The organism is Arthrobacter sp. UYEF3 (assembly GCF_040546245.1).
Classification (GTDB): Bacteria; Actinomycetota; Actinomycetes; order Actinomycetales; family Micrococcaceae; genus Arthrobacter.
Genome location: NZ_JBEPNK010000033.1, coordinates 1 through 12,041, shown reverse-complemented (window position 1 = coordinate 12,041; position 12,041 = coordinate 1). Strand labels below are relative to the sequence as shown.

Here is a 12,041-nt window from a genome sequence, read left to right as displayed (position 1 = left end):
CGGCCGCCGTTGGGAGTCTGCAGCAGCCAGCTCACCCTCACTGAACCGCGGGCTAGGATCGCGCTATGGGGACTGCAGAGGACTACTTCGAGGGGCCGCCCACCGGACTGCCGACGCCGATGGCGCGCGGCACTGCCCTGTACCGGCCGGACACCGGCCCGCCCGTCCCGGTCCGGCATCTGGGCGGCTATGCGCCCTTTGTTGAATTCAGCGCCGGCCGCGGTGAGCGGGCCGAGGAGCTGGCCGCGGACCCCGGCCGGCTGATCCGGTTCCTTCGGGCGTCCGGCGCCGAGCTGGAGAACGACGGCGGCCTCCGGGCCGCGGCCGCTATCTTTGCCGGGAACACCATCGCCGCGCTCAGGCCCGACGGGTGCTGGACTGCCTACGAAAGTGCCCCGCCCACGGTGGGAAACCGGGAGGCGGGGTTCGAACCCGACCGGCTGCTCGCGGCGCTGGCCAGCGCCGACGATGAAGCCGTGAGCGGCCTCCTGTCCAAGCTGTCGGACTGGGCCCAGGAGGAACCCGACCCGGGACCGGCCCCGCGCCCGGTCCCGGTACCCCCGCCGGCCGGCGCTTCCCGCTACCTCCGCCCGCCGCTGCCGGCGTCGACGTACCACTCCGCCGCGGGGGAGGCCCTCCACTACGGCCGGCGCTGGGGTGCCGACGGCCCGGATCCCGCGTCCTACGGCGTCGAGAGCCACCCCGAGCGTTTCGCCGGGCTGCACGCCGTCGCCCAGGCCCTGGTCGGATACCTCGCCGCCGAGTACGACGTCGACATCGACGAGAAGCCGGCCCATGCCGGGGAGCTGCTGCGGGAAGCCTCGGACGTCCGGCGGGCGGTGCGGGTCACGCCACGGAGTGCGGTGGCGGCGCCCCTGACGCTTGTGCTGACCGGCTATCCGGGCGTCATGGTGCACGCCGGGGTGCTGCACGACTTCCCGTTCCCGGCCTGCGGCTGCGATGCGTGCGACGAAACCGCCGGGTCAACCGCTGACCGGCTGGAACAATTGGTGCTCGCGGTCGCAGCCGGCGGCTACAGCGAACGCTACCCGGTGGGCCGGCGCCGCTGGAGCGAGTACGCGCTGACCGCCGTCGACGGCTCCGGTGCGGAAAGCGGCCGGGGCGAACCCGGCACCCTGGACGCCTCCCGCCTGGCGGACGCGGAGCTCCGGCTGCGGAACCTGACCGGCGGCTGGGCTCCCTGGCCGCCGCGCCGCGGCTGACGCCGAACGCCGGTGCCGTGCGGGCGAAGCGTCCCAGGATCGGGTTTTGGCTGCCCGGGGCTGCGGGTCACAGCGCGGGTGGGTGTCAGTACGCCCCCGCCCCGGCCGTGGCAACCTCCTGGTCCTGCTCGATGGTCCCCGTCGACACCCCAATCGCGCCCATGATCTTCCCGTCACGGACCAGCGGAATGCCGCCGGGGAACACCACCAGGCGCCCGCCGTGGGCGTCATTCAGGCCGTAAATCGGGCCGTGTGGGCGGGTGGCTTCCTGCAGGTGCCCGGTCTCACACTGGAACGCGATCGAGGTGTAGGCCTTGTTGATCGCGATGGTGATGGAACCGATGTTCGCCCCGTCCATCCGGGCGTGGGCCTTCAGGTTCCCGCCGGCGTCGACGACGGCAACGTCCATCGGCTGGCCGATCTCGGTAGCTTTCTTCGCGGCGGCGGCAATGACGCGCTGCGCTTCTTCGAGGGTGATGGTTTCCAGGACGGTTCCGTCGGCCATGGCTCTAATCCTTTTCGCTGGGGGATAGTGGGCCAACTCAAACACGAGGCGCGGGTCACACGACAGGTGGGGATGACCCCCAAGCCGGCATGCGGGTTTCCCCCCGTACCCGAGACGGAGAAGCTCCCCTAGCGTGGCAGGTAGCCAACCTAGGAGGTTTCCATGGGTGTAGTGCCCCTGAAGGACATAGTCGATCCGGCCTTTGCAGCCCGCTACGGCGTGCCGGCCATCAACATTTTCAACGACCTGACCATGGAAGCGGTCCTCGCCGCCGCCGAAGAGGCGAACTCCCCGGTCATCCTGCAGACCTCGGTCAAAACGGTCCGCAGCATCGGCTCCCGCCAGCTGTTCGACATGTGGCAGTCCCTGACTAGCGGCATCCACGTCCCGGTGACCCTGCACCTGGACCACTGCCCGGACCGGGACGTCGTCACCGAATGCCTCAAGGCCGGCTGGAACTCCGTGCTCTTTGACGCCTCCAACCTCCCCGTGGAAGAGAACCAGCGCCAGACCATCGAGGTGGTCGCCGAGGCACGCCGGTACGGCGCCCAGGTGGAAGGCGAGATCGAGGCGATCACCGGCGTCGAGGATGACCACGGCTCCGACGACGTCGCCCAGCAGCAAAGCCTGGACACCGCCCTGAACTTCATCGACGCCACCGGGATCGACGTCTTCGCCCCCTCGATCGGCAACGCGCACGGCTCCTACAAGGCCGCTCCCGTGCTCGACGTCGGCCGCGTCACCGAAATCGTCGAGGCCCGCAACATCCCTATCGCCCTGCACGGCGGCTCCGGTCTGAGCCCGGAGCAGTTCGCGGACCTGATCGCCCGGGGCTGCGCGAAGGTCAACATTTCCACCGCGCTCAAGGAGACTTACATGCAGTCCTCCCTGGCCTTCCTCAAGCAGGCCGAGCAGAACAACAAGTGGGACCCGCCGTCGTTGTTCAAGCACACCCGCGCGGACATCGTGGCCATGGTGACGGAGCTGACCGGGCAGTTCGGCAGCGCCGGCAAGGGCGGCCGCTGATGCCGGCGCTTATCTTTGACTGCGACGGCGTGCTCGCGGACACCGAACAGCACGGCCACCTGCCGGCCTTCAACCAGACCTTCGCCGACTTCAACGTTCCCGTGCAGTGGAGCGCGGCGGAGTACGCGGACAAGGTGAAGATCGGCGGCGGCAAGGAACGGATGCGCAGCATCCTCACCCCCGACCTCGCCGACAGCCTGGGTCTGAAGGACGACGCAGCCGTGGACCAGGCCGTCCGGGCCTGGCACCAGCGCAAGACCGCCGTCTACAAGGAGCTCGTGGAAGCCGGTGTGATGCCCGCCCGGCCCGGCATCGCCCGGATCGTCCAGGAAGCGTACGACGCCGGCTGGACCCTCGCGGTGGCCTCCACCTCAGCGGAACCCGCCGTGCGCGCCGTCCTCACGCACGCCGTCGGCGAATCGTTGGCCGGGCACTTCGCGGTGTTCGCCGGCGACGTGGTGCCAAAGAAGAAGCCCGCCCCGGACATCTACCTCTTCGCGCTCAAGGAGCTGAACCTGGACCCGGACGAGGCAATAGTGGTCGAGGACAGCGCCAACGGCCTGCGCGCCGCGCTCGGCGCGGGACTGCGCACCCTGGTCACCGTCAGCGGCTACACCCGCGAGGAGGACTTCACCGGCGCCTCGCTCGTGGTCAGCTCGCTGGGGGAACCCAAATCCGGGGAGCCCAACTCCGGGGAGCCCGGCTCCGGGGAGCCGGGCGGGACCGCCGAGGTCCTCGCCAACCCGGCCGGCGTCGACGTCCCCGGCGCCGTGAACCTCGCGACGCTGCAGGCGATCCTGGCCCGGCCACGGCCCGGCACCGGAGCCGCCACCGGTGCCGCCACCGGCGCCGACAACCCAACCGCCCCTTCGACCCCGACGGAGACCCCATGACCGCCACCGATCTCGCCGACGTCGAGTACGTCGTCCACAGCCTCGCGCAAACCGCCGTCGACAAGGAAAAGGAGTTCGGCGACCTGGACGCCGTGGTGGGCGACGGGGACCTCGGCTACTCCCTGGCCCGCGGCTTCGAAAAGGTCCTGCATGACTGGGATTCCTTCAAGCGCGACGACGTCGCCACCTTCCTGCAGCAGATCGCCCTGGCGATCTCCTCCCGGATCGGCGGCACCTCCGGCCCGCTGTGGGGGACCGCGTTCCTGCGCGCCTCCGCCGCCGCCAAGGCGGTGGACACGATCGACGGCGCCGCGGCCGTCGCCATGCTGCGTGCCGCCGCCGAGGGCATCATGGCCCGGGGCGGCGCGAGCCTGGGGGACAAGACCCTGCTGGACGCGCTGGTCCCGGCCACCGACGAACTGGAACGCCAGCTCGCCGCCGGCGCCGGACCCGCCGAATGCCGTGCCGCGTTCGCCAAGACCGTCCGCGAATGCGCGGACGCCACCAGCACGCTCCAGGCCAGGCGCGGCCGGGCCAGCTACAGCGGGGAACGCAGCATCGGCTCCCCGGACGCGGGCGCCGTCGCGGTCGCCATCATCATCGAACACATCATTGAGGGCTGGGACCGGCGCTAGCCCTCGGCCGTCTTTTTTCATCAACCTGACCAGCACAACGACGTGGAGATCTCATGAAAAAGTTCCTCAATGACCCCAAGCAGTTCGTCCCCGAGATGCTCGAAGGCCTCGCCCTCGCCAACCCCGACACCCTCAAGTACGTCCCCGAATACAACCTGATCATGCGCGCCGACGGCCCGGACCAGAACAAGGTCTCGATCGTCCAGGGCTCCGGCTCCGGCCACGAACCCGCGCACGTCATGATCGTGGGCAAGGGCATGCTCGACGCCGCCTGCCCGGGCGATGTCTTCGCCGCACCGCCGTTCGACTACGTCTACGAGACCACCAAGATGATGGCCTCGCCCAAGGGCGTGCTGCTGCTGGTGAACAACTACACCGGCGACAAGATGGTCTTCGACATGGCCCAGGAAATGTCCTCCGCCGAAGGCATCGAGGTCAAGACGCTCTTCATCAACGACGACGTCTCCGTCGAGGACTCCACCTACACGATCGGCCGCCGCGGCGTGGCCGGGAACTTCTTCGTCATCAAGGCCGTCGCCGCCGCGGCCGAACGCGGCGCGGACCTGGACGAAGTCATCCGGGTCGGCGAGAAGGTCAACTCCGTAACCCGCAGCATGGGCGTCGCGCTGACCGCCTGCACACCGCCGGCCAAGGGCAGCCCGCTGTTTGAACTCGGTGAGGACGAGATCGAGATCGGCGTCGGCATCCACGGCGAGCCCGGCCGCCGCCGCGCCAAGATGATGACCGCCAACGAGATCGTCGAGGAGATGCTCACCCCGATCGTCCACGATCTGCCCTTCAGCGACGGGGACCGGGTGGCGCTCATGATCAACGGCCTCGGCGGCACCCCCATCAGCGAGCTTTACCTGCTCTACGGCCAGGCCCACAAGCGCCTCGCCGAACAGGGCATCACCGTCGGGCGCAGCTACGTGGGCGAGTACTGCACCTCCCTGGACATGGCCGGAGCCTCCATCACCCTGGTCAAGCTCGACGACGAAATCGAGTCGCTGCTAATGGACCCGGCCGAGATTCCAATCCGGGTGTTCTAGGCACTCCCGGGGGCGCCTGGAGCCCTTCACGACGGCGGAGCCGGTCACCTGTTGGTGGCCGGCTCCGCCGTTGGGAGACGGCTCTCCGCAGCTACTATTGTCCGCAGTTACTATTCTCTGCAGTTAGGCGGCCGGCTGGCGGGCGGCGTCGTATGAGGCTTCCGTAGCCTGCGCGCCCATCCATACGTGCCGGCGCCGGGCAGCGAATGCTCCAACGGGTCGAACCGGGTGGGCAGATCCGCCGTCCCGGGATCCAAGGTCAGCACCAAGGTGCCGAAACGCGTCCACCGCCCGGAGGGCCGGGCATGGTAGAGCCCAAGGGTCCACGGGGAGGTGCCCAGGGTTCGTCGGAAAGCGTCCGGGGCAGCGGGCAGGTACTTTCCCGATTTTTCCGGGCGGGCTGCCAACAGGACCGGACCCAAGGACCCCTTGTAGGGCATCAGCGAGGTCAGTTTGCAATTGCTGGCGTGCCGGTGGGCGGTGAGCAGTAACCGACCGGGCCACGACAGCCCTGTGGACGCCAGCAACACGTCAGCCCGGCTTGTTTCCGTGGCCACCCGAAGCGCCAGCCCGAGGATATCCGGCCAGCCCTGGGGCGTGCCGACCGACCGCGACAACCGGGCGCTCACCGCGTTGCTGCCGGGGGAGTCAACCCAGGCGATCCCGCTTTTTGTGGCCCCTGGGTGCCTTTGGATGATCCCCGTGAGCGCCACGCCCGTGGGGTGAATCGGCCGGTCCGGCCGCAGAGTCTTGAGGGCCTTGAAGACGGCGGACAATGCCAAACCGACGGCACCACTAAAAGGTTCGTTCATACGGTCTCCTCCGGCAGTCGGGCGCAAGTCCATGACGATTTCCAGTAAAGCATTTCTCGCCACCGCGGGAGACAGCCGTCGGCGTTCACGGCGTGAGCGGGCCCTGCAGGACGCGGCGCGCCAGGGCCGCGTCGCCTTCGATTGCCGCGGTGGCGGCGAGGTCGGTCCGGCCCCAGAGACCCAGGTACATCTCCCGCAGCGGGGACGTGATCGTGGCTGCGGCGGCCCCCTGGCCCAGTGTCCAGCTGTCCGCCCCGGGAACGTGGAAGCTCACCGTCCCGTGCGGGTCCGGCATCCGCTCGACCCGAAGCTGCCGCGGGGCGAGCATCGTGAGAATCTCGTCGATTCCGTCGAGCATGAAGTCCTCGGCGAGGGCGGGCGGCTCCTGACCGGACGCGAGGCAGGCGTCGATGAGATGGATGGCATGTTCGTGGGCCTGGCGCCGAAGCCAGAACCCGGCCGTCCGCGGGGGCGGGCCGAAGTTCCAGCACGGGCTTTCGGGATCGAGTGCGGTCATCGCTTCGAGGAAGGTCCCGGTGCCTTCGAGGAACCAGTCGGCGGCGCCGGTGGCCGGCGGTGCGGGTTGCTCCACAAAGGTGCCCGCGAGAACCACGTCTGCCGCCCAGCGTTCGATTGAACCAAGGTGGCCGAACAGATCCTCAAGCGTCCAGTCCGTACAGGTGGCCACGGGACGGATCAAGATGTCGCCGGGCAGCCGGGCGAGCAGGCTGAGGCGGTCGAGGCTGGTGGCGAGCTCGGCGAGGTAGCGATCAGGCGGCATGGCCCGAGCATAGCGGGCCGCGGCGTCCCGCCTCCACGGGTTCCGGTACGCCTTCGGCGCCCACGACGGCTATAACTTGTGGGAGGCTCCTGACAAGTACCGCCCGGCCGGGGCCGGCGGCTGCGCCGGCGCCGGCGCCGTGCTGCTTTGAACGCCTATCCGAACAGGTACGTTGCCTCGTCGTAACGGTGCTGCGGGACCGTCTTGAGTCTGCCCACCGCTTCCTCCAGGCCGACCCGAACGATCTCGTCTGCGCGGGTGGCGACCATCTTCCCCCAGGCCCGGTCATGGATGGCGTCGACGGCGGCGAGGCCCAGCCGTGTGGCCAGCACCCGGTCCGTGGCGCTCGGGGCGCCGCCGCGCTGAATGTGCCCCAGCGTCGTCGAACGGGTCTCGATGCCGGTGCGGTCCTCGACCACCGGGGCCAGACGCTCGCCGATCCCGCCGAGCCGGGGCCGGTTGAAGCCGTCCAGGCCGCGGTCGGCGTGCGGCCCGGCCATGTCGGCGGAGACGAAGCCCTCGGCGACCACCACCAGCGGGGTCCGGCCGCGCCGGAACGGCCCCTCCACCCACTCGCAGATTTCGTCCAGGGTGGCCGTCTGCTCCGGGATCAGGATGGCGTGGGCGCTGGTGGCCATGCCGGCGTAGAGCGCGATCCACCCGGCATGCCGGCCCATCACCTCGGCAATCATGCAGCGGTGGTGGGACTGCCCGGTGGTCTTGAGCCGGTCGATCGCTTCCGTGGCGATTTCGACGGCGGTGTGGAAGCCGAAGGAGAAGTCGGTCGCGGACAGATCGTTGTCCACGGTTTTGGGAACCCCAACGACGGGGATCCCCGCGTCGCTGAGGATCTTCGCCGCAGCCATGGTGCCCTCGCCGCCAATCACAATCAGCGCGTCCACGCCTTCGGCCCGCAGGTTCGCCTGGATCCGTTCGACACCGCCGCCCTCACCAACCGGGCTGAAGCGCGAAGTGCCGAGGATGGTCCCGCCCAGGTTCGCGATGCCGCGCACGCTCATCCAGTCCAGATTGATGGCGCTGCCCTCCACGAGCCCGCGCCAGCCGTCCGTGAAACCGACAAACTCGTCCCCGTGCACGCGGATTCCGCGCAGCACACACGAACGGATGACGGCGTTGAGGCCGGGGCAGTCGCCGCCGCTGGTCAGGATCCCGATGCGGGCCATGAGTGTTCCCTCCGCTGTGCCGGCTACGTTGTGCTGCCGGTTCTCTCCCCCTGCCTTCCACCCAACCATCGGGCCGGCGCCGGCGGTATGAGGAGTTCCCCACCCGCCCCGTACGGGATATCCCGCACACTTTCCCGCACACGGTGTCCGAACGTCCGGATATGGTGGTGTACATCTCTTCAGCAGACCGGCCTGAGGTGCGGCCTGCGTTTCGTCAAGGAGGACGAACAGTGACAGAAGCAGAGCCGGAATTCGAGCTGTTGGTCCATAGCCTGCGCGACGTCGAGGGAGCCCAGCTCAAGCTGGATTCAGTCGCCGCTTTGGCACGGGACCTCGCGGGCCGGTTCGAGCTGCAGCCGCTGCTGGGCCGGATCCTGGGCCACGCCACGTCCCTGCTGGGCTGCGAGTCGGGTTCGATCGCCCTCGTCAACGAAACCAGCGGCACCTACACCAAAAAGGTGGACATCGGCGTCGGCTGCCAGGAAGGGCAGACGTTCTCGCTGCAGGAAGGGTTCACCGGGCAGATCGTGCGCAGTCGCTCCACCGTGATCCTGGATGCTTACAGCAGCATCGAACGCGGACACATCCCTGCGACGGACCCGCGCTGGAACTGCGCCGTGATCGGGGTGCCGATCCGTTGGGGCGAGCAGATCATCGGGGCCTTCATCGTCTTTAGCCCGGACCAGGGCCGGGTGTTCACCCCCGAGGAGGCCCGGCTGGCCGAACTCTTTGCCAGCCACGCCGCCATCGCCCTGGCCAACTCGGAACTTCATGCCACGGCTTCCATCCGGGAGCGCGAGACGGCCGTCGCCGCCGAACGCGAACGGGCCGTCCGGGACGTGCACGAAACGGTGGGTCGCTCCTTGGCCACCCTGCTGCTCAGCCTTGACGAGGCGGAGAAAGTCAGCCGGCTCGACGGTGGCGAGCACCCGGTGACGCCGCACCTGAGCAAGGCCCGGACCATCGCCCACGATGCCCTCACCGAGACGCGCCGGACCGTCCTTGGCATGGGACCGGCGGCGCTCGCCGGCCGGACCCTGGACGAGGCGATCGCCGGTGAACTGGCCTGGGTAGAGTCCATGTCCGGCGCCGGGACCCAGCTGACGGTAATCGGGGACGCACGCCCGCTCGCGCCGGAGATCGCGCATCACGCGTTCAAGATCGTCCAGGAAGCGCTTAACAATGTGGTGACCCACGCGCGGGCGACGACGGTGCGCGCCGGGTTGATCTACGACGCCGGGACGCTCGCCGTCGTCGTCGAGGACAACGGGAAGGGTTTTGACCTCGCGGCCGCGCACGGTGACCATGCGACCTTGCCCGCGGGGTGCCTGGGACTGCACGGTATGAGCTCCCGGGCCATCCACCTCGGCGGGGAGCTGCACATCGACACCACCCCGGGTTGGGGCACGAAGGTCCGCGCCACCCTGCCGGACCGGGCACCGGAGCCGGAGGCGCCCGGGCAGCCGCAATGGAAGATCCTGATCGCCAACGACCACCCCGTCATCAGCGCCGGCCTGGTCCGGCTGCTCAGCATCGCCGAACCGGCGATCCAGGTGACCGCAGAGGTCAGGTCCGCGGAGCAGCTGCTTGACGCGTTCGAGCTGCTGCGTCCGGACGTTCTCCTGGTGGACCTGGACATGGTTCACCAGAACACCACCGGAGTGCTGGCCGGGATCCGCGAGCTGGACCCCGGTGTAGCGATCGTGGTGCTGACGGACAACCCCACCGTGGAGCAGGTCCGCTCGGCGCGGCAGGCCGGCGTGCGCGGCTTTATCAACCGGCGGGCCAGCGGGGATACGATTGCCCGCGTCCTCGTCGCTGCCGGGCAGGGCCAGGCGCTCGTAGAGGGCGACATTTTCGACCACTTGCTGGGCTCCTCCGCCACGGGGTCCGAATCAGGGGCAGATGACTTCACTGCCCGCGAAAAAGAAGTCCACGACATGGTGGTCCGCGGCATGGCGGACAAGCAGATTGCCCGTGAGCTCGGGATCTCCGTGAAGACCATCGAAAAACATGTTGGGTCGATCCTGCGCAAGACCGGCGCGCGGAATCGCACCATGCTCGCCGGCATGAACGGGGGAGAAACCGCGCCGGCACACCCCTGGGGGTAGGGCGCGAGCCGCGGGACCGGGGCCCGTGGTAATTCGCCCCACAAAACTCCTGTATGGTTAATCCTGTTGTTGTGTTTATGCAGTTCGTAGTTCAGGCAGTACGCGCGGTCGAAAGTCCGCGTTCTTCTGAAGCAGCGGTTTTGAGCACCCCACACCGGAGGACCCGAGAGTCGGGACTTTTCCTCCACCTTCACGAAGGACAAAAATAATGGCTACTGGTACCGTCAAATGGTTTAACGCTGAAAAGGGCTTCGGCTTCATTTCCCCCGATGACTCCTCACAGGACGTCTTCGCACACTACTCCGCGATCGCCTCTTCCGGCTTCCGCTCCCTCGAAGAGAACCAGAAGGTCTCCTTCGAAACCGAGCAGGGCCCCAAGGGTCCCCAGGCCGTAAACATCCAGGCGCTCTAATTTTCTAGAGCTTCGGGACCGTTAGGTTTCGAGCAGGGCCCGTCTTCGGACGGGCCCTGCTTTTGTTTAACCCGGGTGGGTCTCGCAGGCCCAAGTAACTCGCAGTAGGGGCCGTTTTGAGGCGCCAAAACGGCCGCAACTGCGAGTCAGTTGGGGCAGCGCGCACCCTGGACACCGCCCTCTCTGGACACCGCACCCCGCCGGGAGCATCCTGAACCTGTCCGCGTTCGTCACCGCGCGGGGCCGCAGGGGTCGTCGGAGGAAGCGGGCAAACGAAAATGAGCGAAGCACCGGACGCCCGGCAACTGTTGTCTACTCGGATCGACGAGAAGCAGCAGGCCGTCCGCGCCTACCTGGCCCGCGAACGTCCGCGGCGGAACCGGCTCTCCAACGTCAGCATCGTGGGCAGCGGACTGGCCGCCGTGCTCACGGCCGGCCCGGCGGTGGGCGGCACCGGGTTCACCCACGCCGTGGCGAAGCTGTTCTCGCTCGGCGACGACTCAATCGTGTGGCGGGTGCTGTGCCTGCTGGCCGTGGTGCTCTCCGTCGCCGCGGCCCTGGCTACCAACTTCGCCACCTCGCGCTCCGTGGCGGACCGGGTCAGCGCCGCGGAAACCTGCAATGCCCAGCTCGAGGGCCTTGCGGTCTCGCTCGACATCGGGCACATCGACGTCGACGAGGCGTTCAAGCTCTACCAGCAGTACGCCGGCCAGGTCCCCTTCGTGGATGCCGCACACGCGTGAGAGCCCCGCGTGCGGTTGCGCTATCACTTGTGGCTGGTCTGAGCCGTCAGAACAACCACAAGTGATAGCGCAGCGTAAGCGCCCCAGGTCGGCCGCCTCAGCCGGTCCGTCGCCGCACCATCCAGGCCGCCAGCACCGGGTTGTCGATCTCCCTGCCGAGCGAACCGCGCGCGTCGGCGAACCGGAGCTTTTCCGCCCGCGTTGTGGTTCCGGTAGCCGTTGACGTTTCCGCGCAAACGGGTGGGCCCCTCCCGGGCATCCCGGGAAGGGCCCCGTTTGTCGCCCGGTACGTCGCCGGACCCAAGTAACTCGCAGCAGGGGCCGTTTTCGAGGCTCAAAACGGCCCTGCTGCTAGTCAGTTGGGTCGGCGGCTGGGTGACCGGTAGCCGGGAGCAGGCGGGTGGCGGCGGCGCCTCCACAGCTGGTTGTCGACGGAGTGTCTCCGGGCGGTGCGGATGTGACCCACTCCATAGAAGCCCGACGCCGGCTTCCACGCCGTTGCGGCACCGTTGTGGTGGTTGGTTTCGGTGTGTTTGCGGGGTTTTTTGTGGGTGGGGGAGGGGTGTGGGGGTCGATTTGTCCGGGGTGGGTTTGGTGTGTAAAGTAGTTCGAGTCGCCGCCGCTGAAGCGGAAAGATAGCGACCGACCCCCTTGTTGAACAGCCTGG

At 68.4% G+C, this 12,041-nt stretch carries 12 protein-coding genes; 8 read left to right on the top strand and 4 right to left on the bottom strand.

Going from position 1 to position 12,041, the window contains the following annotated elements; genetic code table 11:
- The first annotated feature begins 65 nt into the window (after positions 1-65).
- Positions 66-1,223: a DUF6226 family protein gene (locus tag ABIB14_RS17020; RefSeq protein ID WP_354237092.1), complete on the top strand. Its 1,158-nt coding sequence runs from the start codon at positions 66-68 to the stop codon at positions 1,221-1,223.
- A gap of 85 nt (positions 1,224-1,308) precedes the next feature.
- Here ABIB14_RS17020 and ABIB14_RS17015 read toward each other — a convergent pair whose 3' ends face one another.
- Complete coding sequence (locus ABIB14_RS17015; protein WP_354237091.1) at positions 1,309-1,728, bottom strand: GlcG/HbpS family heme-binding protein; 420 nt, start codon at positions 1,726-1,728, stop codon at positions 1,309-1,311.
- A gap of 162 nt (positions 1,729-1,890) precedes the next feature.
- Here ABIB14_RS17015 and ABIB14_RS17010 point away from each other — a divergent pair, with 162 nt between their 5' ends.
- Genes ABIB14_RS17010 through dhaK form a run of 4 tightly spaced genes read left to right on the top strand, consistent with a single transcriptional unit; the run spans position 1,891 to position 5,331 of the window.
- Complete coding sequence (locus ABIB14_RS17010; protein ID WP_354237090.1) at positions 1,891-2,754, top strand: class II fructose-bisphosphate aldolase; 864 nt, start codon at positions 1,891-1,893, stop codon at positions 2,752-2,754.
- Positions 2,754-3,647 (top strand): HAD-IA family hydrolase, encoded by an 894-nt coding sequence (locus ABIB14_RS17005; protein ID WP_354237089.1) that lies wholly within the window; start codon positions 2,754-2,756, stop codon positions 3,645-3,647. Before ABIB14_RS17010 ends, ABIB14_RS17005 begins: the two co-directional genes overlap by 1 nt.
- Positions 3,644-4,282 carry a dihydroxyacetone kinase subunit DhaL gene (dhaL, locus tag ABIB14_RS17000; protein WP_354237088.1) on the top strand — a complete coding sequence of 213 codons (639 nt, stop codon included), beginning with the start codon at positions 3,644-3,646 and terminating at the stop codon, positions 4,280-4,282. The genes ABIB14_RS17005 and dhaL overlap by 4 nt, the downstream gene beginning before the upstream one ends.
- A 53-nt stretch (positions 4,283-4,335) precedes the next feature.
- A complete protein-coding gene (gene dhaK, locus ABIB14_RS16995) occupies positions 4,336-5,331 on the top strand; it encodes a dihydroxyacetone kinase subunit DhaK (protein ID WP_354237087.1) in 996 nt (331 codons plus the stop codon).
- Between the two features lie 110 nt (positions 5,332-5,441).
- Here dhaK and ABIB14_RS16990 read toward each other — a convergent pair whose 3' ends face one another.
- The 3 genes from ABIB14_RS16990 to ABIB14_RS16980 form a co-directional block, all read right to left on the bottom strand.
- Complete coding sequence (locus ABIB14_RS16990; protein ID WP_354237086.1) at positions 5,442-6,143, bottom strand: hypothetical protein; 702 nt, start codon at positions 6,141-6,143, stop codon at positions 5,442-5,444.
- An 85-nt stretch (positions 6,144-6,228) separates the two neighbouring features.
- Positions 6,229-6,924, bottom strand: a complete 696-nt coding sequence (locus ABIB14_RS16985) for a maleylpyruvate isomerase family mycothiol-dependent enzyme (protein ID WP_354237085.1) — start codon at positions 6,922-6,924, stop codon at positions 6,229-6,231.
- A 155-nt stretch (positions 6,925-7,079) separates the two neighbouring features.
- Positions 7,080-8,108, bottom strand: a complete 1,029-nt coding sequence (locus tag ABIB14_RS16980) for an ATP-dependent 6-phosphofructokinase (RefSeq protein ID WP_354237084.1) — start codon at positions 8,106-8,108, stop codon at positions 7,080-7,082.
- 230 nt (positions 8,109-8,338) lie between these two features.
- On the opposite strand from ABIB14_RS16980, the gene ABIB14_RS16975 reads away from it, so the two are divergent.
- The 3 genes from ABIB14_RS16975 to ABIB14_RS16965 all read left to right on the top strand — a co-directional run bounded on the left by ABIB14_RS16975 (position 8,339) and on the right by ABIB14_RS16965 (position 11,374).
- Positions 8,339-10,219 carry a GAF domain-containing protein gene (locus tag ABIB14_RS16975; RefSeq protein WP_354237083.1) on the top strand — a complete coding sequence of 627 codons (1,881 nt, stop codon included), beginning with the start codon at positions 8,339-8,341 and terminating at the stop codon, positions 10,217-10,219.
- 208 nt (positions 10,220-10,427) lie between these two features.
- Positions 10,428-10,631 (top strand): cold-shock protein, encoded by a 204-nt coding sequence (locus tag ABIB14_RS16970; protein ID WP_024365339.1) that lies wholly within the window; start codon positions 10,428-10,430, stop codon positions 10,629-10,631.
- Positions 10,632-10,909: 278 nt separating this feature from the next.
- Entirely contained in the window at positions 10,910-11,374 is a 465-nt protein-coding gene (locus ABIB14_RS16965; protein WP_354237082.1) for a hypothetical protein, read from the top strand.
- Positions 11,375-12,041 lie beyond the last annotated feature (667 nt).